Origin of the sequence: Tateyamaria omphalii, assembly GCF_001969365.1 — a bacterium.
GTDB lineage: Bacteria > Pseudomonadota > Alphaproteobacteria > Rhodobacterales > Rhodobacteraceae > Tateyamaria > Tateyamaria omphalii_A.
The window spans coordinates 3,570,933-3,590,777 of the sequence record NZ_CP019312.1; the positions used below are offsets into that span (position 1 = coordinate 3,570,933).

Annotated in this window: 20 protein-coding genes; 12 read left to right on the plus strand and 8 right to left on the minus strand. The window is 62.4% G+C overall.

Going from position 1 to position 19,845, the window contains the following annotated elements; translation table 11 throughout:
* Positions 1-2: 2 nt before the first annotated feature.
* Together BWR18_RS17890 and BWR18_RS17895 are read right to left on the minus strand one after the other, a co-directional pair.
* Complete coding sequence (locus BWR18_RS17890) at positions 3-578, minus strand: lytic transglycosylase (protein WP_076629769.1); 576 nt, start codon at positions 576-578, stop codon at positions 3-5.
* Between the two features lie 69 nt (positions 579-647).
* Positions 648-1,529, minus strand: coding sequence for an AEC family transporter (locus tag BWR18_RS17895; protein WP_076629770.1), 882 nt, complete (start codon positions 1,527-1,529; stop codon positions 648-650).
* A gap of 85 nt (positions 1,530-1,614) precedes the next feature.
* Here BWR18_RS17895 and hspQ point away from each other — a divergent pair, with 85 nt between their 5' ends.
* A complete protein-coding gene (gene hspQ, locus BWR18_RS17900) occupies positions 1,615-1,941 on the plus strand; it encodes a heat shock protein HspQ (RefSeq protein ID WP_076629771.1) in 327 nt (108 codons plus the stop codon).
* A gap of 38 nt (positions 1,942-1,979) precedes the next feature.
* Here hspQ and BWR18_RS17905 read toward each other — a convergent pair whose 3' ends face one another.
* The 3 genes from BWR18_RS17905 to BWR18_RS17915 form a co-directional block, all read right to left on the minus strand.
* Positions 1,980-3,554, minus strand: a complete 1,575-nt coding sequence (locus tag BWR18_RS17905) for a gamma-glutamyltransferase family protein (protein WP_076629772.1) — start codon at positions 3,552-3,554, stop codon at positions 1,980-1,982.
* 233 nt (positions 3,555-3,787) lie between these two features.
* The gene (locus tag BWR18_RS17910) at positions 3,788-4,237 is read right to left on the minus strand and encodes an ATP-binding protein (RefSeq protein ID WP_076630413.1); all 450 of its coding nucleotides are present in this window, start codon (positions 4,235-4,237) and stop codon (positions 3,788-3,790) included.
* Positions 4,238-4,266: 29 nt separating this feature from the next.
* Positions 4,267-4,605, minus strand: coding sequence for an STAS domain-containing protein (locus BWR18_RS17915; RefSeq protein WP_076629773.1), 339 nt, complete (start codon positions 4,603-4,605; stop codon positions 4,267-4,269).
* Between the two features lie 92 nt (positions 4,606-4,697).
* On the opposite strand from BWR18_RS17915, the gene BWR18_RS17920 reads away from it, so the two are divergent.
* The 9 genes from BWR18_RS17920 to rarD all read left to right on the plus strand — a co-directional run bounded on the left by BWR18_RS17920 (position 4,698) and on the right by rarD (position 14,835).
* A complete protein-coding gene (locus BWR18_RS17920) occupies positions 4,698-5,870 on the plus strand; it encodes a thiolase family protein (protein WP_076629774.1) in 1,173 nt (390 codons plus the stop codon).
* A gap of 56 nt (positions 5,871-5,926) precedes the next feature.
* The gene (locus tag BWR18_RS17925; protein WP_076629775.1) at positions 5,927-6,397 is read left to right on the plus strand and encodes a GAF domain-containing protein; all 471 of its coding nucleotides are present in this window, start codon (positions 5,927-5,929) and stop codon (positions 6,395-6,397) included.
* A gap of 65 nt (positions 6,398-6,462) precedes the next feature.
* Positions 6,463-7,035 (plus strand): helix-turn-helix domain-containing protein, encoded by a 573-nt coding sequence (locus tag BWR18_RS17930; RefSeq protein ID WP_076629776.1) that lies wholly within the window; start codon positions 6,463-6,465, stop codon positions 7,033-7,035.
* Positions 7,035-7,655 carry a LysE family translocator gene (locus tag BWR18_RS17935; protein ID WP_076629777.1) on the plus strand — a complete coding sequence of 207 codons (621 nt, stop codon included), beginning with the start codon at positions 7,035-7,037 and terminating at the stop codon, positions 7,653-7,655. The genes BWR18_RS17930 and BWR18_RS17935 overlap by 1 nt, the downstream gene beginning before the upstream one ends.
* 1 nt (position 7,656) lies before the next feature.
* Entirely contained in the window at positions 7,657-8,028 is a 372-nt protein-coding gene (locus tag BWR18_RS17940; protein ID WP_076629778.1) for a GFA family protein, read from the plus strand.
* A gap of 2 nt (positions 8,029-8,030) precedes the next feature.
* On the plus strand, positions 8,031-10,475 hold the full coding sequence (locus BWR18_RS17945) for a GcvT family protein (RefSeq protein ID WP_076629779.1): 2,445 nt from the start codon (positions 8,031-8,033) through the stop codon (positions 10,473-10,475).
* Between the two features lie 66 nt (positions 10,476-10,541).
* Positions 10,542-11,438 carry a homocysteine S-methyltransferase family protein gene (locus BWR18_RS17950; RefSeq protein WP_076629780.1) on the plus strand — a complete coding sequence of 299 codons (897 nt, stop codon included), beginning with the start codon at positions 10,542-10,544 and terminating at the stop codon, positions 11,436-11,438.
* Between the two features lie 9 nt (positions 11,439-11,447).
* Complete coding sequence (locus BWR18_RS17955) at positions 11,448-13,895, plus strand: GcvT family protein (protein WP_076629781.1); 2,448 nt, start codon at positions 11,448-11,450, stop codon at positions 13,893-13,895.
* 46 nt (positions 13,896-13,941) lie between these two features.
* Positions 13,942-14,835: an EamA family transporter RarD gene (gene rarD / locus BWR18_RS17960; protein ID WP_076629782.1), complete on the plus strand. Its 894-nt coding sequence runs from the start codon at positions 13,942-13,944 to the stop codon at positions 14,833-14,835.
* On the opposite strand, the gene BWR18_RS17965 is transcribed toward rarD, so the two are convergent.
* The gene (locus BWR18_RS17965) at positions 14,832-15,629 is read right to left on the minus strand and encodes an alpha/beta hydrolase family esterase (protein ID WP_076629783.1); all 798 of its coding nucleotides are present in this window, start codon (positions 15,627-15,629) and stop codon (positions 14,832-14,834) included. The genes rarD and BWR18_RS17965 overlap by 4 nt on opposite strands.
* Before the next feature lie 106 nt (positions 15,630-15,735).
* Here BWR18_RS17965 and BWR18_RS17970 point away from each other — a divergent pair, with 106 nt between their 5' ends.
* On the plus strand, positions 15,736-16,383 hold the full coding sequence (locus tag BWR18_RS17970; protein WP_076629784.1) for an RluA family pseudouridine synthase: 648 nt from the start codon (positions 15,736-15,738) through the stop codon (positions 16,381-16,383).
* A gap of 341 nt (positions 16,384-16,724) precedes the next feature.
* Here the strand turns inward: BWR18_RS17970 and BWR18_RS17975 are convergent, their stop codons facing one another.
* Positions 16,725-18,164: an aldehyde dehydrogenase family protein gene (locus BWR18_RS17975; RefSeq protein WP_076629785.1), complete on the minus strand. Its 1,440-nt coding sequence runs from the start codon at positions 18,162-18,164 to the stop codon at positions 16,725-16,727.
* Between the two features lie 124 nt (positions 18,165-18,288).
* Between BWR18_RS17975 and BWR18_RS17980 the strand changes: the two genes are divergently transcribed.
* The gene (locus tag BWR18_RS17980) at positions 18,289-18,939 is read left to right on the plus strand and encodes a peroxiredoxin (protein ID WP_076629786.1); all 651 of its coding nucleotides are present in this window, start codon (positions 18,289-18,291) and stop codon (positions 18,937-18,939) included.
* A gap of 2 nt (positions 18,940-18,941) precedes the next feature.
* Here BWR18_RS17980 and BWR18_RS17985 read toward each other — a convergent pair whose 3' ends face one another.
* On the minus strand, positions 18,942-19,793 hold the full coding sequence (locus tag BWR18_RS17985; RefSeq protein WP_076629787.1) for a glycosyltransferase family 2 protein: 852 nt from the start codon (positions 19,791-19,793) through the stop codon (positions 18,942-18,944).
* Between the last annotated feature and the right edge of the window lie 52 nt (positions 19,794-19,845).

The following is a 19,845-nucleotide window of genomic DNA, read 5'->3' on the forward strand; positions in this document are numbered from 1 at the left end:
GCCTAGCAGGACCGCAGTTGGGCCGCGTACATCGTGGACCGCTGATCAACCTCGCCCGCGACCCGCATCAGCCACGCCTTGTTTCGGTAGGAGCCGCGTGTATAGCCCGTCCGCCCCTCGTGATAGGCAAGGTACTGGTTGCGCGTGTCGCTTAGCGGGATGCCGAGGCGGCGGTTGGTTTCGGCCATGTACCAGCCCATGAAGTCTGTGGCGTCGCGGATGCTGTCCCTGCGCGCACGACGTTTTCCGGTCTGGTCCAGATACTCATCCCACGTGCCGTCCAAAGCCTGACTGTAGCCGAAGGCGCTGGAAATACGACCCGTCGGGATCACACCGGCTGCGTACCGGTAGGGGGGGCGTGCGTCGGAAATGAATTTGCTTTCCTGGTAGATCGTCGCCATCTGCACGTGCACCGGCACGCCGTATTTGCGTTCAACCGCCCGGAAGGCGCGAAGGTATTCTGGGCGCTCACTGACAATGGAACAGGCGTTGTCCAGCCGGTTGGGGGCCGTGCCCGACCCGCCACCACAGCTGGCAGCCAAAAGAACCAATGCCAAAGCGCGAAAGAGTCTGCTCATCTGCCTCACTCGCTTTTTATGTTTTTTGTAAGTTTACCCCATTTTGCAGCCTGTGGAAATCACGTTTTGTCACAGAACGAGGGCGAGGATCAGTGGCAGGGCGGCGACAGACATCAGGGTGGATGCAACGACGAGGCCTGCCACCTTGTCGGACCGTGCCCCGTATTTCTCTGCCAGCAGGTACGAGGTGACGGCGACCGGGGTCGCCACCTGCAAGACCAGAACGCCGAACGCCGTTGGATCGAGCGTGAAATACTGGCCGACACCCCAGGCGATACTGGTGCAAAGCCCAAGTTTTACAGCCGAAAGGGCGGCGGCCTGCATGAGCCCCTTGGCCGACAGGCGGGCCACGGCGACGCCCAAGGTGATCAGCATCATCGGGATCGCCATCTGGCCGACAAGGTCCAGTGCATTGGTCAGAAAGGTGGGGGTTTCCCAACCTTGCCACAAAAACAGCGCGCCAAGAACGGTGCCCCAGACCAGCGGTTCGCGCAAAACCTTGCCGAACGACCCGGCCCCCGCAACCAGCCAAATGCCGAAGGTGTAGGACCAGAGCGCCATGATCGCGAAGACGATGATCGCATAGCTGAGCCCGATGTCCCCGAACGCAAAGAGCGCCAGCGGCAGCCCGAGGTTGCCTGTGTTGCCAAAGATCAGCGGCGCCGCATAGGTGGACGTGTCGAGCCGCATCAGGCGGACCAATGCGAGTATCACCAGCGTGACCGCCCCATATGCCACCACGGACGCCATGGAGAGCGCGGCCAACGCGCCGGGGTCGATATCTGTCTGCATGAGCGAGACGAAGATCAGGCAAGGCAGCGACAGGGTCATGGCCAGCTGCGTGACGAACTGAATGCGATATTCCAGCCCGGCCTTAACCCAGGCAAAGCCGATCCCGGCCAGCAGGAACACGGGGGCAACGATCTGAAGAACTGTTACGGTAAGGTTCACAAACTGTTTCCAGCGAATTCGTGCTCAATTATTGGACAAATATCCCTTGCACCGTGTAGTCACGGGCGTTAGGGGGCGCAACGCTATGCTGAGAACACGCGCTAAATATCATCTGGGCCAGGTCGTCCGTCACAAGAAGCATCCGTTTCGCGGTGTGATTTTTGATGTCGATCCCGAGTTTTCCAATACGGAAGAGTGGTACGAAGCCATTCCCGAGGACAGCCGCCCAAAAAAGGCGCAGCCGTTCTACCATCTGCTCGCAGAAAACGATCAAAGCTATTACGTGGCTTATGTGTCCGAGCAGAACCTGGTGGCGGATTATTCCGGCCAGCCTGTGGATCACCCGGATATCCCTGATCTCTTTGGCCCATTCGAAGACGGCGCTTACCCCCTGCATTTTCAATTGAATTGACCGGCGGGGCGGAGGACACCTCCGCGTTACGATTGCCGTCAGTATCCCAGCGCACACCCGTCTTTGCGCGGATCACTTGCCCCTTCCAGGACGCCGTCGTCGCGGATCATGATCGCCTGAGCGCCGCCGATGGCCGTATCGGGGATGCTGACGGCGTGCCCCATGTCGGACAGGTCGGCCCGGACGGTGTCGGTGTAACCCCGCTCGACCTTCATATTGCCCGCGTCGGAGAAGGCCCGGGGCGCGTCGATGGCGCTTTGTGGATCAAGCGCGAAGTCGGTCAGGTTTGACACGAACCGCGCGTGCCCGTTGGGCTGGTAGGCGCCGCCCATGACGCCGAAAGGCATGAACGTTTTGTTTTCTTTGGCCAACATGCCGGGGATGATCGTGTGCATGGGTCGCTTGCCGCCCTTGAGCTCATTGGGGTGCCCTTCTTCCAGTGTGAAGCCCGCGCCGCGGTTCTGGAAGAGGATGCCGAATTTGTCCGTGGCGATGCCCGAGCCGAAGCCGTGAAAGATCGAATAGATCAGCGAAACGGCCATGCCGTCCCGGTCCACGACTGTGATGTAGATCGTATCCTTGTGCACCTGTTCGCTGATCGTCGTTGCATTCGGCATCGCCCGTTTCGGGTCGATCAGGGCGGCGAGGTGTGCAGCTGTTTCGGGCGCCATCATGTGGTCGAGCCGGGTGGTATAGTCCGCGTCGGCCAGAAACCGGTTGCGCGCGTCATAGGCCAGCTTGGCCGCCTCGGCCTCGATATGCGTGCGTTCCGTGCCCCATGGGTCCATGGCCGCGATGTCGAAATGCGTGAGGATGTTCAGCATCAGGTTGGCGGTGGCGCCGTGCCCGTTTGGCGGATGTTCGACCAGGTCGATGCCGTTGTAGGTGCTGCGGATCGGCGTGGTGTCGGTGCAGGCGGTGGCTGCGAAGTCTGCGGCGGTGTGTTTTCCGCCGGCGGCGGTCAAGGCGGCCAGCATATCCTCGGCCACTTCGCCGGTATAGAAGCCGTCGCGCCCGTTTTTGGCGATGCGCCGCAGCACTTCCGCCTGGCCGGGTGCGGCAAAGATCTGGCCTTTGCCTGGCGCCGTGCCGTTGATCAGGAATGCGTTGCGCGCCGCCCCTTGCAGGACAGTCTGGTCGCTGGCCCAGTCAAAGGCGACGCGCGGGGCGACGGGCACTCCCGCCTCTGCATAGTGGATCGCGGGGACAAGCAGGCGGTCGATGCCAAGGTGCCCGACACGATCTGCGAGTGTGCAAAACGCGTCAATGGCGCCGGGGATTGTGATGGCATGGGCGCTGTGCGTGGGAACTGTTGCTTCGCCTGCGGCGCGCAAATCGGCGGCGTCCAGAGCGGTTGGGGCGCGGCCGGATCCGTTGAGGCCGTGGATGCTGCCATCGGGTGCCGACCAAAGCACAAAACAATCCCCGCCGATGCCGGTCATCTGAGGTTCGCAAATTCCCAGCAGAACCGCGCCTGCAATGGCCGCGTCCATGGCGTTGCCACCTGATTTCAGGATGTCGATCGCCGCTTGAGCCGCCAGGGGATGCGACGTCGCACACATGCCTGATGTTGCAAGGACCGGTGAGCGGCCAGGCAGGTGAAAGTCACGCATGATGGGTCCCCAAGATCAATTCGTTCGGCGCAAGGTAAAGTGCGCAGGAGCGGTGTCTACTTGAATTTGGGGGAAGAAGTTCCTCGGTGCCGCGCACTGGGTGGGGGCAATTACACGCAGCACCGAGGGAAGCTAGTGCAGCTACAGGTCAATATATGCCGTCGGATTCGGGCAGGATTGTGGTGGATCGGCGTCTCTTTTGCGGAATTCAGGGCTGCGTGGACATGCGCGTGCTAGGCCAAGGCTACGGCAAGACGCAGGCGCAGCTGGTTTTGCGCGTTGTGACGCTTGTAGGTGACGTCCTTGGCCAGATCCTTGATCAGGAACCAACCAAAGCCGCCCTCGGGCATGTCACAGAGATCGACGTCGATGTCGGCTGCTGTGCCAACGGGCGTTTGGCCGTCTGGCATGGCGCGGCCCGAATCGACTACTGTCAGATGCAGACCGTCCTTTTGATGTGCGCAGGTGATGCTGATGGGGCCGTCCGCATCGGTTTCGGGATATGCGTGCTCTACGATGTTGTTCAGCGCCTCGGCCATCACCAGTTCGACCGTCCCCGCCTCTTCCACGTCCAGCGCGAGGGGTTTCAGCCCGTCAAGGAGTTGCGCCAACGCCTGCCGAACGGCAAGCTGCCCACTGACGACAGAGATGTGAAAGGCTGGCAGAAAGGTCGTTTGGGTCATCGAAAGCGCCTTCATCTGGAGCGACACAATCAGTGCTTCAACTCGGTGAGCGCGCCGTCGAGCGTCGAGAACACCGGAAACACGCTGTCCATGCGGGTCAGGCGGAACACCTTTTCCACCGTCGGCGTCAGCCCGGCCAGCGCCAGCTTGCGCGATTGCCCCATTTGTTTCATGGCGGCGACGATGGCCCCAAGGCCACTGGAGTCGATGAACTGCACTTCGCTCAGATCGAGCACGACAGTATCATTCTCGTTGTCCGTGGCGCTGCGCATCGCCTCTTTGAACTCAATGGCGACGGCTGCGTCGATGCGGCTGTCATGTACTGACACCACTTGCAGGCTGTCCTCTGATCGGCTGCGAAGATCCATGCGCGCCCTCTTGCAATTCTCTGGTTACATTGTCTGTCTAGGTGCCAATCCTTACTATTCGGTTGCCACCATCTGAGCGGAGAGACAGAGCCATGAAACCAGTCGTGATCGCCGGGGCCGCGCGCACCCCCATGGGCGGATTTCAGGGGGCGCTGTCCGACATGTCGGCATCTGCGCTGGGCGGGATCGCGATCAAGGCGGCGCTTGACGGCGCAGGTGCGTCCACCGTGGACGAGGTGCTGATGGGCTGCGTCCTGCCCGCCGGTCAGGGCCAGGCCCCTGCGCGTCAGGCCGGGTTTGCCGCAGGTCTGGGCGAGGATGTCCCTGCCACGACGCTCAACAAGATGTGCGGATCGGGGATGAAGGCGGCGATGATGGCCTTCGACCAGATCGCGCTGGGCCACGCAGAGACCATGATCGCCGGCGGGATGGAGAGTATGACCAATGCCCCTTACATGCTGCCCAAGATGCGCGGTGGAGCGCGTTTGGGCCACGGTCAGGTGGTTGATCACATGTTCCTGGACGGGCTCGAGGACGCCTACGACAAGGGGCGTCTGATGGGCACCTTCGCCGAAGACTGCGCGGAGACTTACCAGTTCACCCGCGATGTGCAGGATGAATTTGCGCTGACGTCGCTCAGCCGGGCGCAGTCGGCAATTGAAAGCGGCGCATTTGATGGAGAGGTGGCGGCGGTTGAGGTCAAGACCCGCAAGGGCAGCATCGTTGTGGACGCCGATGAACAACCCGGCACGGCGCGCCCTGACAAGATCCCGCACCTCAAACCCGCCTTTCGCGATGGTGGCACCGTAACGGCGGCGAACTCCTCTTCGATCTCGGATGGGGCGGCAGCGTTGGTTGTGGCGTCTGAAGATGCGGCTGAAGCGCAGGGTCTGACCGTTCGCGCCCGCATCTTGGGTCACGCCAGCCATGCTCAGGCACCGGGCCTGTTCACCACAGCCCCCGTGCCTGCAGCGCAGAAGCTGATGGACCGCATCGGCTGGACCAAAGACGACGTGGACCTGTGGGAAGTCAACGAAGCCTTCGCTGTTGTCCCGTTGGCCTTCATGCGCGAAATGGGGCTGAGCCATGATGTCGTGAACGTCAACGGCGGCGCTTGTGCGCTTGGCCACCCCATCGGCGCATCGGGCGCACGCATCATGGTCACCTTGCTGAACGCGCTTGAAAAGCGGAACCTCAAACGGGGCATCGCCGCCATCTGCATCGGCGGGGGTGAAGGAACCGCGATCGCGATTGAGCGGCCCTAGGGTTTCTTCTGACCAAAAATACCACGGGGTCTGGGGCAGCGCCCCAGTCCTGACGCATGACAAAGGGACGACCGGTGCCGGACTACGCCACGCTTGCCAAAACGATCCAAAGCCTGACCGAAGGCGAAGATGACACCGTCGCCCTGATGGCGACCGTCACCTGCGAGGTGCACCATAGCGATGACCGCTTTGACTGGACCGGCTTTTACCGGGTGACCGGGCCCGAGATGCTCAAGATCGGGCCCTATCAGGGTGGGCATGGGTGCTTGCAGATTCCCTTCGCTCGTGGCGTCTGTGGCGCGGCGGCGCGCACGGGTCAGGTCCAGCTTGTGGCGGATGTCGATGCCTTTCCCGGCCACATCGCCTGTGCAAGTTCCACCCGGTCCGAACTGGTGCTGCCCGTCAAGAACGCAGCGGGCGATCTGATCGCAGTGTTCGACATCGACAGCGATCAGCCGGATGCCTTTTCTCAGGGCGACGCAGATGCGTTGAGCGCGATTCTCAGGGACGTTTTCATGCGCCCGTGAAAATCTAGCTTGATTTTTCATTTCGCTTGCCCTTACGTGAAATTCGGAAAGGGAATTTCACGCGTATGCTGCAATCTGATCCGAACATTGCCCACAGTCTTGGCGCCGACTTGCGCGCATTGCGCAAAGCGCGCGGTCTGACGCTGCAGGATATGGCGAACGCGCTTGGCCGGTCCGTCGGCTGGATCAGCCAGGTGGAGCGCGACCTGTCCGAGCCGTCGATCACCGATCTGCGCCACATCGCCGCCAAACTCGATATTGCCGTCTCAACACTGTTTCGCCGAGGTGCTGCCCCTGCGCGTGAGGAAGGATACGTTGTGCGCAGTGGCGCGCGCCGCCCCATCGGCTCCCGCACGGCTGGGCTGGTCGAAGAGTTGCTGTCCCCGGACCTCACCGACGATTTCGAGATGGTGCACTCCACGTTCGAACCCCACAGCGAGATCGCCGACGCCGTCACCCGGCCGACGCAGGAGGTCGGATACCTGATCTCTGGGCGCCTCGAGCTTGAGATTGCGGGCCAGACATTCGCCATCGCACCGGGCGATAGTTTCCGCATCCGTGGCGAGCCGTTTCGCTGGAAAAACCCACATGATGCCCCCGCGGTTGCGATCTGGGTCATCGCGCCGCCGGTGTACTGATGTCGGTCGAGGGGTGGATCATATTCGCTCTGTTCTGGGTGGTGTTTGTCACCACCCCCGGCCCCAACGCCGTCAACTGCATCACCAACGGCATGACGCTGGGCTTTCGCCGGTCCGTGCCGGGTATTCTGGCCATTCTGACCCAAGCCACGCTGTTCCTGATCCTGTCGGCGGCGGGGGTTACCGCACTGATCGCGGCATCGCCCACCTTGTTCTTTGCCGCCAAGCTGACCGGCGCGGGGTTTCTGATTTACCTTGGTGTGCGGGGTTGGCTGATGGCGCGCACACCGCCGCGTGTGTCTGCGCAGACAGGGCAATCCATCTACCTGCGCGCCTTGGCCATCGCGACGATCAATCCCAAAAGCGTAGCAGGATACCTGGCCGCTTTTTCGCAATTCGTGCAGCCTGATGTGCCGGTTTGGGATCAAATGTGGCTGATCATGCCAACGGCCCTGACGATCACCGCGCTCAGCTACTCCGGCTACACCGCTTTGGGGGCCGGGATTGGGCGTGCGGCCCTCGGCGCCGTGTTCAACGTTTGGGTCCGGCGGACCATGTCGGTTTGCTTTGTGATCTACGGTGTGCTTCTGGGCGCGACGTCGACACCGGGGAGGGCCTGAGATGCAGGGAAGCTGTTTATGCGGTGCCGTCCGCTACACGGTTTCGGGCGAGATCGGACAACCGGCCAACTGCCACTGCAACCAATGCCGCAAGCAATCGGGGCACACATGGGCGTCTTCCTATGCCCCCGAAGACACCATCACGATCGAGGGCGCGGTCCGCTGGTTTGCCGCCAGCGACACAGCCAAGCGCGGTTTCTGCCCGATCTGCGGGTCCTTCCTGTTCTGGAAGGATCATTCCGAGGACTGGATGAGCTTCTCCATGGGGTCGATTGACGGCCCTTCGGGACTGCACTTGCGCGCCCACATATTCACCGCCGACAAGGGCGATTATTACGACATCGCGGACAACGTTCCGCAAAGGGAGACCTGACCATGAGCGATTTTCCAACAACGGCCCGCGTGGTCATCATCGGCGGCGGAGCGGTCGGCACCTCGGCCCTGTACCATCTGGCCAAGGCGGGGTGGAAAGACTGCGTGCTCTTGGAAAAGAACGAGCTGACGGCAGGCTCGACCTGGCATGCGGCGGGCAACTGCCCGAACTTCTCGTCCTCCTGGGCCGTGATGAACATGCAGCGCTACGGGCTCGAGATGTACCGGACGCTGGCCGACGACGTTGACTACCCGATGAACTACCACGTGACGGGTGCCTTGCGCCTTGCGCATTCGAAGGAGCGGATGCAGGAGTTTGAACGCGTCGCCGGCATGGGTCGGTATCAGGGCCTTGAGATGCAGATGTGCACGCCGGATGAGTTGAAGGAATTCAACCCCTTCATGGAGACCCACGATCTGGCGGGCGGCCTGTGGGATCCGCTGGATGGCGACATCGACCCGGCACAGCTGACCCAGGCCATGGCGAAGGGCGCGCGGGACGCTGGGGGCCGGATCGAACGGTTTTGCCCGGTCATTGGCATTGACCGCGATGGCGACGAGTGGATCGTGAAGACGGAAAAGGGTGACATCCGCGCCGAATACGTCGCCAACTGTGCTGGCTACTATGCGCAGCGCGTGGGCGAGATGTTCAAGCCCTTCGGTGGCCGTACGGTGCCCATGGTGGTCATGTCGCACCAATACTTCCTGACCGATGAGATCCCTGAACTGGCGGAGTGGACCAAGGAGAAGGGCCACAAGATGCCCATGATCCGCGACGTGGACATCAGCTATTACCTGCGGCAGGACAAGAATGGTCTGAACCTTGGGCCGTACGAGCGGAATTGCAAGGCACACTGGGTGACGCCCGATGATCCGATGCCCGACGATTTCAGCTTCCAGCTTTATCCCGACGATCTGGAGCGGCTTGAGTTCTATATCGAAGACGCGATGGAGCGTGTCCCGGCCCTCGGGACCGCAGGTGTGGGCCGCAACATCAACGGTCCCATCCCATACGCCCCCGATGGGTTGCCGATGATCGGGCCCATGCCCGGCGTCAAGAACGCGTTCGAGGCGCATTCCTTTACCTTCGGCATTGCCCAGGGCGGTGGCGCGGGCAAGGTGCTGTCCGAATGGATCATGCATGGCGAGACCGAGTGGGACATGTGGGCCGTCGATCCACGCCGCTACACCGACTATGCCGATCACAACTATTGCCTGTCGAAAGCGCTGGAAACATACGGCCACGAATACGCGATGCACTTCCCGCACCACGAATGGCCCGCCGGACGCGACAAGAAGCTATCGCCCAACCACGACCGCTTGCTGGCCGACGGCGCGCAGATGGGCGCTTACAACGGCTGGGAGCGGGCGAACTGGTTTGCCAAGGATGGTGATGACACCTCAGAGGAAGCCACGCAGACCTGGGACCGTGAAGGTCCATGGGAACAGCGGATCAAGGAAGAGGTCGAAGAGGTGCGCGATGGCGTCGGCGTCATAGATATGTGTGGCTTCTCGCGCTATTCGCTCGCGGGCCAAGGTGCCGCCGAATTCCTGCGCACCCAGATCACCGGCGCGCTGCCCAAGGCGGCCCGGATGAACCTGTCTTACTTCGCCGACAGCCGGGGCCGTATCCTGACCGAAGTGTCGGTGATCCGACACGCAGAGGACGACTTCACCATCATGACCGCCGCCGTGGCGCAATGGCACGACTTTGAGTTGCTGGTGTCTCGCGCGCCCGAAGGCATTGAGATCAAGGACCTGTCCAAGGACGTCACGACCATGCTGGTAACCGGGCCAAAATCGCGCGACCTGTTCGCGGGTATCTCGGATGCCGATCTGACGCTTGGCTGGCTGACTCACCAATCGGCGACTTTGGCAGGTGTGCCGGTGACCATGGCGCGCGTGTCCTTTGTGGGCGAACTGGGGTGGGAGGTGCACGCACCGACCGATCAGGCGGCCAAGGTCTATGAGGCGATCCGCGATGCAGGCGCGACCCCGTTCGGCATGTACGCGTTGAACTCCATGCGGGTCGAAAAAGGCTACCGCACATGGAAGGGTGATCTGTCGACCGACTACACCATGTTCGAAGGCGGGCTGGACCGTTTCGTCAAGCTGGACAAGCCGCAGGACTTCCCCGGCAAGGCCGCGTTGCAGAACGAAAAGCAGCAGGGATCGAAGAAGCGGTTTGTCACCATGCTGGTGGACGCGGGCGATCAGGACGCGCCTTACATGTCCACGATCTGGAGCGGTGATGATGTCGTGGGCGAGACGACCTCGGGCGCGTGGGGACATCGTATCAATGCCTCTGTCGCGTTGGGTGTTGTGCGGACGGATCTGTCTTCGCCAGGCACGACGCTTGAGGTCGAGATGTTTGGCAAGCGCTATCCGGCCACTGTGCAACCTGATCAGCCCCTGTGGGACCCGGAGAACGAACGGCTGCGCGCGTAGCCGTTTTCTGAGCCAGAAAACGGACCGGAAACTGTATCGGTTTCCGGCGCCCTGCGAGAAAGAACAATGGCAGAGATCACACTTCTTGACGGTGGCATGGGCCAGGAACTGGTGCACCGCGCCGGGGACAAGCCCACGCCGCTATGGTCCACACAGATCATGCTGGATCATCCCGGCATGGTCACGGCCGTGCACAGGGATTTCTTTGCTGCCGGGGCCACGATTGCCACGACCAACAGCTATGCCATCCACCACGACCGTCTGACGGATACCCCGGTTGAGGGCGCGTTTACGGCCCTGCACCAAAGCGCGCTTTACGAGGCGCGGACGGCGCGGCGCGAACATGGCGCCGGCCGTATTGCCGGTGCCATTGGCCCGTTGCGGGCGAGCTACCGGCCGGATCTGCATCCCCCCGCCGACGAGGCTGTCCCGCTTTTTGCGGAGGTGGCCGAATTGCTGGCGCCTGGCTGTGATCTGCTGATCTGCGAAACGGTTGCGTCAGTCGCCCATGCGCGCGACATCCTTGCCGCCAGTGTGCCGCTGGGCTTGCCCGTCTGGCTGGCGCTCACGGTCGATGACCGCGATGGGTCGCGCCTGCGCTCGGGTGAACCGGTCGCTGATGTTGTGCCTGTCGCCGAGGACGGCGGTGCCGCCGCCATCCTGATCAACTGCTCGACGCCCGAGGCCATCCCGCCCGCCCTCGCGGCGCTCAAGGGCACGACCCTGCCCATTGGCGCCTATGCCAACGGGTTCGAACAGATCGCCGAAGGGTTCCTCGAGGACAAACCAACCGTCGATAGCCTGACCCTGCGCCGCGACTTTACGCCCGAACTTTACGCCGACCACGTCATGCAATGGGTCGCCTCCGGCGCCACCATCGTCGGCGGCTGTTGCGAAGTCAGCCCCGCCCATATTGCCGAAATCGCCCGCCGCCTGCGCGCTGCGGGCCACACCATCATCTGAGGATACGCCATGCCTGACCTTCCCTCCCACGCCCGCGTCGTCATCATTGGCGGCGGTGTCATTGGATGTTCTGTTGCCTACCACCTGACCAAGCTGGGGTGGACAGATGTTGTTCTGCTGGAACGCAAGCAACTGACATCCGGCACCACCTGGCATGCGGCGGGCCTGATCGCGCAGTTGCGGGCAACGGCCAACATGACCAAGCTGGCGCGTTATTCGCAGGAGCTGTACGGCGATCTGGAAGCGGAAACCGGGGTTGCGACCGGCTTCAAACGCGTGGGGTCGATCACCGCCGCCCTGACCGAAGAGCGGCTGGAAGAGCTGCGCCGCCAGGCGGGCATGGCCCGCGCCTTTGGTGTGGAGGTCGAGGAGATTTCGCCAACAGAGGTCAAGGCCCGCTACGACCATCTGAACATCGACGACGTGACGGGTGGTGTCTATTTGCCCCTCGACGGTCAGGGCGACCCGGCCAACATCGCGCTTGCGCTGGCCAAAGGCGCGCGTCAGCGTGGGGCCAAGGTGCAAGAGCGGGTGGCCGTGACCCACATCGCGCGCGAGGGTCGCAAGGTCACGGGCGTGGATTGGCAGGGCGAGGATGGCACCAACGGCCATATCGCCTGCGACATGATCGTGAACTGCGCGGGCATGTGGGGCCGCGAAGTGGGCAAGATGACGGGCGTGAACGTGCCGCTGCAGGCTTGCGAGCACTTCTACATCGTGACCGAGGCCATTCAGGGCCTGACGCAACTGCCCGTGCTGCGCGTGCCGGACGAGTGCGCGTATTACAAGGAAGACGCAGGGAAAATGCTGCTGGGCGCGTTTGAGCCAAACGCGAAGCCCTGGGCCGTGGACGGCATTCCGCGCGACTTTGAATTCGACCAACTGCCCGAGGACTTTGATCATTTCGAGCCGATCCTCGAAGCGGCGGTGAACCGGATGCCCATGCTGGCGGAGGCGGGCATCCACACCTTCTTCAACGGGCCGGAGAGTTTTACGCCCGACGACGCCTACCACCTTGGCCTCGCGCCCGAGATGGACAATGTCTGGGTCGCCTGTGGCTTCAACTCCATCGGTATCCAGTCGGCGGGTGGCGCGGGCATGGCGCTGGCGCAGTGGATGCAGGATGGAGACAAACCCTTTGACCTCGGCGACGTTGATATCAGCCGGATGCAGCCGTTCCAGGGCAACAAGACCTACCTCGCTGAACGCTCGACCGAGACGCTGGGCCTGCTTTATGCCGACCACTTCCCCTTCCGGCAAAAGGCGACCGCGCGCGGGGTGCGCCGCAGTCCGTTTCACAGCCATCTGATCCAGCAGGGCGCCGTGATGGGTGAGTTCGCGGGATGGGAGCGCGCCAACTGGATCGCCCGCAACGGTCAGCAACCGGCTTACGAATACTCGTGGAGGCGCCAGAATTTCTTTGGCAACGTCGCCGACGAACACAAGGCGATCCGCGAGAATGTGGGCATGTACGACATGTCCTCCTTCGGCAAGATCCGGGTGGAAGGGCGCGACGCCGAGGCGTTCATGAACTACGTAGGCGGCGGCAACTATACGGTGCCGGTGGGCAAGATCGTCTATACCCAGTTCCTGAACAACACTGGCGGGATCGAGGCGGACGTGACCGTCACACGCCTGTCAGAAACGGCCTATCTGGTCGTGACCCCGGCAGCGACGCGACTTGCTGACCAGACCTGGATGCAGCGCCACGTGGGTGACTTCAACGTCGTCATCACGGACGTCACAGCAGGCGAAGGCGTGCTGGCCGTGATGGGGCCAAATGCCCGTAAACTCTTGCAAATGGTCAGCCCCGCCGACTTCTCGAACGAGGTCAATCCGTTTGGTACGGCGCAAGAGATCGAGATCGGCATGGGCCTCGCCCGGGTGCACCGGGTGACTTACGTGGGTGAGCTTGGATGGGAGGTTTACGTCTCCTCCGACATGGCCGGTCACGTGTTTGAAACGCTGTATGAGGCGGGGCAGGATCTGGGTATGTCGCTGTGTGGGATGCACATGATGGACACGTGTCGCATCGAAAAGGGCTTCCGCCATTTTGGCCATGACATCACCTGCGAAGATCATGTGCTGGAAGCGGGTTTGGGCTTTGCCGTGAAAAAGGACAAGCCGTCCTTCATCGGGCGCGATGCGGTGCTGCGCAAGCGGGACGAAGGGCTGGAGAACCGGCTGCTGCAATTCAAGCTGACCGATCCCGAGCCGCTGCTGTATCACAATGAGCCGATTGTGCGGAACGGTGATATCGTGGGGTATCTCAGTTCAGGTGCGTATGGACACCATCTGGGGGCTGCGATGGGCCTGGGCTATGTGCCCTGCAAGGGCGAGACGGCGGCGGAGGTTTTGGGCTCCACCTTCGAGATTGACGTGGCTGGCACACGGGTGCTGGCAGAGGCGTCGTTGAAGCCGATGTATGACCCGAAATCCGAGCGCGTGAAGGCGTGACGCGGGTTTGAACCGGTGTTAGGGGTGGGCCGGAAAGGACCACCCCATGACACAACCATCCGGTGATACGCCCCAAGGGCTCGGCTTTGCCGTATCCGCCTATTTTCTTTGGGGTTTTCTGCCGCTTTATATGAAGCTGCTGGACCATCTTGGTCCGGCGGAGGTGGTGGCGCATCGGATCATCTGGTCGGTGCCGATTGCAGCGCTCTTGCTGATCCTGCTGCGGCGCACGGGCGACCTGATGACGGCGCTGCGCAATCCGCGGATGTTGGCGATGGGGTGTGTGACGGCGACGCTGATCACGTTGAACTGGGGCATCTACGTCTGGGCGATCACCAGTGGTCACGCGCTGGACGCGGCGCTTGGGTATTACATCAACCCCTTGTTTTCAGTGGCCTTGGGCGCGGTTTTGCTGGGTGAACGGATGACCGGGGCGCAGAAGGTTGCCATCGGATTGGCGGCCTGTGCTGTGGTGGTCCTGACCGTCTCGGCAGGCGTTGTGCCGTGGGCGGCGCTTGGGTTGACGGTGACCTGGGGGTTCTATGCGCTGGCGAAGAAGCAGTTGCCGATTGGGCCAAACCAGGGGTTTTTGCTTGAAGTGTTGATCCTGCTGGTCCCGGCGCTGGCCTATGTCGGGTGGCTGGCCAGCACAGGACAGGGGCAGTTTCTGGTGGGCGATTTTGGCACCGACTGGTTGTTGCTGGGTTGCGGGGCGGTCACGGCTATCCCGTTGATTTTGTATGCAAATGGGGCCAAGGGGCTGCGCCTGACGACAATCGCGATCCTGCAATACATCGCGCCGACGATGATTTTTCTGTGCGCCGTTGTGGTGTTCAAGGAGCCCTTCGGGCAGGCGCGGATGATCGCGTTTCCGATGATCTGGGCGGCGCTGGTGATCTATTCGGTGTCGATGGTGCGGCAGATGCGGGCGACGGCTTAGGAGCCTTCGAACCACTGTTTGGCAAGGGTCGTCCAGCCGCGTGGCATGCCGTGGCCGCCATCGTGTTCGCAGAATTTTGTCGCGCCATTTGAACAGCTTGCGTTCCAGTCGCGGCAGCGGAATTGGTCGCCGATCTCGATGGTGTCGGGATGCGTGCGGCACTGGTTGGCGGTGCGGGCCAGCGCAAGGCTGTCCCACAGGCTGCCCTGGTGCCAGTCGCGGATGGCGCGCCCTTCGAAGGGGACCTGGTTGTCGGCGAAGCCGTGGATTTGCAGAAAGCGGACGGGGGCGTTTGGGCAGTCGGTTGTGTCGTTGGGTTCGCGGAGTGCGCCGGCGATGGAGACGTAGGCAGCGAAGGCGTCGGCCTGTTTGCAGGCCATGAGCCAAGCCATTGATCCCCCTGCGGAAAAGCCCGCGACATAGATGCGGTTCGGGTCGATGCGCGCCTTGGTTTTCGCGTCCTCCACGACGTCCAGAACAAAGCCGACATCGTCTCGGGCGCTGCCATCGCGGCCCGGCCAGAACCGGGTTTCTCGACCGGGGATTTGCTGGCCGTTTGGGGCGATGACGACATAGCCTGCGTCGGCGAATTCCGATTGGATCCCGCCGCGGAAAATCATTTGGCCGCTGGCGTTGTGACCATGGAAAAAGACGAGCGCAGGTTTGGGGTCAGGCCCGGTTTCGGCGCCGGTCATGTGGTAGCTGCCGCCGTCGATCGCGCAGGCGGCGTCGGGGCCGCATTGGGCAAAGGCGAGGGTTGGCAGGGCGAGGAGAAGGGCGGCTAAGTGTTTCATATCGCTGACAGAACACGGGGTGGCGTATTAGGCAAACGCTGTGTCTGTGCCTCTCTCAAACGTGATCGGACTTGCCAAATGTTCGCGCATTTGTCAGGCGGGCGGGATGGATGATGTCTATGCCCCGCCTGATGAACCGCTCGACATTCTGCATGATGATGCGGAGATGTTGGTGGTGTCCAAACCGTCGGGTTTGTTGAGCGTTCCGGGCAAGGGGGAGCACCTGTCGGATTGCCTGATTGCGCGGGTGCAGGCGGTGTGGCCGCAGGCGTTGTTGGTGCATCGGCTCGACCGGGATACGAGCGGGGTGATGGTGTTTGGATTGACGCCCCATGCGCAGCGGTTCCTGTCCAAGCAGTTCGAACTGCGGGCGGCGAAAAAGACATATGTCGCAAGGGTTTGGGGGCGCATGACACCCAAGACGGGGCGGGTCGATCTGCCCCTGATCGTGGACTGGCCGAACCGGCCCAGGCAGCATGTGGACCATGAGAATGGCAAGCCCGCGGTGACCGATTGGCGGGTGCTGCGCGACACCGAAACGGAGAGCCGGGTGCGGTTGATGCCGCAGACGGGGCGGAGCCATCAGCTGCGGGTGCATATGATGGAATTGGGCCATCCGATCCTGGGTGATCCGTTCTATGCGGACGGACTTGCGCGGGACTTTGAGCGGTTGATGCTGCATTCGGAGGAGCTGCGGATCAAGCATCCGGACAGTGGCAAGATGATGCGGTTTCGGGCTGCTGCGCCGTTCTGAGACGCAACGTTCGGTGGGGCTGCTAAGCCCCTTGGCGACGCGACGTCGCAAAACGGGCGTTAACGCCTTGCAGGCAAGGGGTTTGGGGCGATGCACGGACCGTACACAAGGCGTGCACAGCCTGTGCACCGGCTGTGCACCACTTGGCGCGATTTGCGGGTGTTAACGGTGCGGACGGTGGCAAAGGTTAAGCGCGCGTAAATGCCGGCGGATGGCGGGCTGAAGCCCGCCTTACGGTGCTGATCCGGCCGTGTCGCGGAAGCGGAAGGATGAGGGGGGCCAGCCCCCCGGGCTGCGCCTCCCCCCGGAGTTTATTTGGCCAAGTGAAGTTGGATCTTGGTTTATTCGGCGGCCCAGCCTGAGACGGCTTTGACTTCGAGAAAATCCTCGATCCCCCAGATGCCACCTTCGCGTCCGTTGCCCGACTGTTTCATGCCGCCGAAAGGGGAGCCTGCGGCGCGGGAGGTGCCGTTCATTTCGACCATGCCGGAGCGGAGGGCCTGGGCCATACGGTTCAGTCTTGATCCGTCCTGGGTCTGGACGTAGTTGGTCAGGCCGTAGGGCGTGTCGTTGGCGATCTCAATGGCGTCTTCTTCCGTCTCGAAGGGAATGATCGACAGGACGGGGCCGAAGATTTCCTCGCGTGCGATGGTCATGTCGTTGGTGACGTCCGCAAAGACGGTGGGGCGGACGTAGTACCCTTTGTTGAAGCCGTCGGGGCGGCCTGTGCCGCCGGCAACCAGCCTGGCGCCTTCGTCGATGCCTTTTTGGATGAGGTCCTGGATTTTGGTCCATTGCACTTCGTTGACCACCGGGCCGATATGGTGCCCTTCTTCGCTGGCGGGGCCGACGGTGACTTTGCCCGCGATGGCGGCGGCCTCTTCAACCGCGGCGTCATATTTGCTGCGTTGCACGAGCATCCGGGAGGGAGCATTACAGGACTGCCCGGTGTTGTTCATCATGTGCAACACGCCGCGTTTGACCGCCTTTTCATCGGCGTCGTCAAAGATGACATTGGCCCCTTTGCCGCCCAGTTCAAGGTGGACACGTTTGAGCGTGTCGGCGGCGTTTTTCGAGATGAGCCTGCCCGCGCGGGACGAGCCGGTGAAGCTGACCATGTCCACATCCGGGTGGCCCGACAGCACCGTGCCCACGCCGGGGCCGTCGCCGTTGATCAGGTTGAAGACGCCGGGCGGGAAGCCCGCCGCGTCCATCATCTCGGCAAAGATGATGGCGTTGAGGGGGGATTCTTCGGAAGGCTTCAGGACCATGGTGCAGCCTGCGATGGCGGCGGCACCCACCTTGAGCGTGACCTGGTTCATGGGCCAGTTCCACGGGGTAATCAGAGCCGCGACGCCGACGGGTTCGTAGATGATCCGGTCATTCGAGGCGCGGTCGCTGAGGGGGCGGTTGAAGTCGAAGGATTTGGCCGCGCGGATGAAGTTTTTCAGGTGCCATGTGCCCGCGCCGACCTGTTGGCTGCGCGCCATGTCGAGGGGGGCGCCCATTTCGGTGGACATGGCCTGGGCCAGGTCCTCGGCCCGGGTGTTGTAGATGTCGATCAGCTTGTCGACGAGGGCGATGCGGTCCTCGACCGGGGTGGCCATCCAGGCGGGGAAGGCGGCCTTGGCCGCGGCGATTGCGGCCTCTGCGTCCTTGGTGCCGCCGAGTGAGATGACGGCTGTTGGTTCCTCGGTCGAGGGGTCGATCACGTGGTGGTCGGTGCCGTCCTGCGGGGCGACCCATTGGCCGTTGATGTAGAAATCGCGTTTTTCGAGCATCTCTGCCTCCCTGACATTTTGTTGGACTGTGGCACCTGCATCGGCGCGCCACAAGACGGGGGATGTAATGGCACGTTCTATGGCTTAGGTTGCCCGTGTCATTACTATCCCGACGGAGGACACTATGGGTTTGCGCATCAACGACACCATCCCGGATTTGACGGTCGAAACGGACCACGGCACGTTTTCGCTGCATGAGTGGATCGGCGATAGCTGGGCGATTTTGTTTTCGCACCCGAAGGATTTTACGCCCGTGTGCACGACCGAGTTCGGTGCCGTGGCGCAGTTGGCGGAAGAGTGGGAGAAGCGTGGGACCAAGGTGATTGGTGTGTCTGTGGACGGCGTTGAGGATCACAAGAAGTGGAAGGGTGATATCGAGAAGGTCGCTGGGGCCAAGGCCGGTTTCCCGATCATTGCAGATGACGGGCTGGCGGTGTCGAAGGCGTTCGATATGTTGCCCGCCGAGGCGTATTTGCCTGATGGCCGGACCCCGGCAGATTCGGCGACTGTGCGGTCGGTGTTCATCATTGGGCCGGACAAGCAGCTGAAGCTGTCGATGACCTATCCGATGACCGTGGGCCGCAATTTTGCCGAGGTGGTGCGGGCGCTGGATGGCTTGCAGATGTCGGCCAAGGGCGTGGCGACGCCTGCGAACTGGGTGCCGGGCGAGGATGTGATCATTCCGCCGTCGGTATCGAACGAGGACGCCAAGGCGAAGTTTGGCGCGTTCGAGACGGTGTTGCCTTATCTGCGCAAGACGAAGGCCCCGGAGTAACCCTAGCTTTGGGGCGCGATCCCTTTGGAGAGCGCCCCTTTGACAAAGCCCATGGCCTTGGCCCGTTTGCGGGCCGAGATGAGGGTGATCGGTGAGATGAGCTGCATCAGGCCATGGGCGATGATGCGGCGGCGTGCGCCGGTCTGCCCGTGTTTTTCCATCGCATAGATGGCCGATTGGGCCATGTGCCGGGCCTTGAACGCGGCAGTGGCGGGGGTGCGCGCGGTGCTGCGCCCTTCGGCGTGGGTGACGACCGCGTCGTGGACGAAGCGGATGGGGCCGTGTGCTGCTGTCAGGCGCAGGCTGAGGTCGTCATCTTCGTGATAGAGGAAGATTTGGTCGTCAAAGCCGCCGATGTCGCTGAAATGCGATGCCTTTACAAAGATCGCTGCGCCGTTGAGCAGGGGGACGTTTGTGTCCTGTTGTGGCGCTTGCCCCGTCCAGTGGCTGCTTTTGGGCAGGAGGCGGGAGCGGCGGCGGAAGGCTTGCCTGCCCTTGCCGTCGAGGACCCGTGGGGCGAAGGCGCTGGCCTGTGGGTGTGCGTCTGCTGCGTGGCAGAGCGTGTCGAGGCAGCCGGGTTCGAGCCGTGCGTCGGGGTTGAGGAACAGGAGCCATGGGCGGTTGCAATGCGCCGCGCCGATGTTGCAGGCGGCGCCGAAGCCGCGGTTTTCGGGGTTCGTGACGACGGTTGCCCCGTGGGTTTCCGCCAGTGAGGCCAGCGCGCCCGCGTCGCTGCTGGCGTTGTCCACGATGACCACGTGCACGTCAGCGGGGACCGAGGCGAGCATGTCGCCGATCACGCCGGTGCTGTTGTAGGCGACAGTGATGATCTGGATGTCAGAGGGGCTGGGCATGGCGGTGTGAGACCACAAATGGACGTGTGAAACAAGAAGGCCCCGGCATCGC

Excerpts from the sequence above, each read along its gene's own strand:
- BWR18_RS17890 (WP_076629769.1), bottom strand. The coding sequence starts at position 578 with ATGAGCAGACTCTTTCGCGCTTTGGCATTGGTTCTTTTGGCTGCCAGC.
- hspQ (WP_076629771.1), top strand. The coding sequence starts at position 1,615 with ATGCTGAGAACACGCGCTAAATATCATCTGGGCCAGGTCGTCCGTCAC.
- BWR18_RS17905 (WP_076629772.1), bottom strand. The coding sequence starts at position 3,554 with ATGCGTGACTTTCACCTGCCTGGCCGCTCACCGGTCCTTGCAACATCA.
- BWR18_RS17910 (WP_076630413.1), bottom strand. The coding sequence starts at position 4,237 with ATGACCCAAACGACCTTTCTGCCAGCCTTTCACATCTCTGTCGTCAGT.
- BWR18_RS17915 (WP_076629773.1), bottom strand. The coding sequence starts at position 4,605 with ATGGATCTTCGCAGCCGATCAGAGGACAGCCTGCAAGTGGTGTCAGTA.
- BWR18_RS17920 (WP_076629774.1), top strand. The coding sequence starts at position 4,698 with ATGAAACCAGTCGTGATCGCCGGGGCCGCGCGCACCCCCATGGGCGGA.
- BWR18_RS17925 (WP_076629775.1), top strand. The coding sequence starts at position 5,927 with ATGACAAAGGGACGACCGGTGCCGGACTACGCCACGCTTGCCAAAACG.
- BWR18_RS17930 (WP_076629776.1), top strand. The coding sequence starts at position 6,463 with ATGCTGCAATCTGATCCGAACATTGCCCACAGTCTTGGCGCCGACTTG.
- BWR18_RS17935 (WP_076629777.1), top strand. The coding sequence starts at position 7,035 with ATGTCGGTCGAGGGGTGGATCATATTCGCTCTGTTCTGGGTGGTGTTT.
- BWR18_RS17940 (WP_076629778.1), top strand. The coding sequence starts at position 7,657 with ATGCAGGGAAGCTGTTTATGCGGTGCCGTCCGCTACACGGTTTCGGGC.
- BWR18_RS17945 (WP_076629779.1), top strand. The coding sequence starts at position 8,031 with ATGAGCGATTTTCCAACAACGGCCCGCGTGGTCATCATCGGCGGCGGA.
- BWR18_RS17950 (WP_076629780.1), top strand. The coding sequence starts at position 10,542 with ATGGCAGAGATCACACTTCTTGACGGTGGCATGGGCCAGGAACTGGTG.
- BWR18_RS17955 (WP_076629781.1), top strand. The coding sequence starts at position 11,448 with ATGCCTGACCTTCCCTCCCACGCCCGCGTCGTCATCATTGGCGGCGGT.
- rarD (WP_076629782.1), top strand. The coding sequence starts at position 13,942 with ATGACACAACCATCCGGTGATACGCCCCAAGGGCTCGGCTTTGCCGTA.
- BWR18_RS17965 (WP_076629783.1), bottom strand. The coding sequence starts at position 15,629 with ATGAAACACTTAGCCGCCCTTCTCCTCGCCCTGCCAACCCTCGCCTTT.
- BWR18_RS17970 (WP_076629784.1), top strand. The coding sequence starts at position 15,736 with ATGGATGATGTCTATGCCCCGCCTGATGAACCGCTCGACATTCTGCAT.
- BWR18_RS17975 (WP_076629785.1), bottom strand. The coding sequence starts at position 18,164 with ATGCTCGAAAAACGCGATTTCTACATCAACGGCCAATGGGTCGCCCCG.
- BWR18_RS17980 (WP_076629786.1), top strand. The coding sequence starts at position 18,289 with ATGGGTTTGCGCATCAACGACACCATCCCGGATTTGACGGTCGAAACG.
- BWR18_RS17985 (WP_076629787.1), bottom strand. The coding sequence starts at position 19,793 with ATGCCCAGCCCCTCTGACATCCAGATCATCACTGTCGCCTACAACAGC.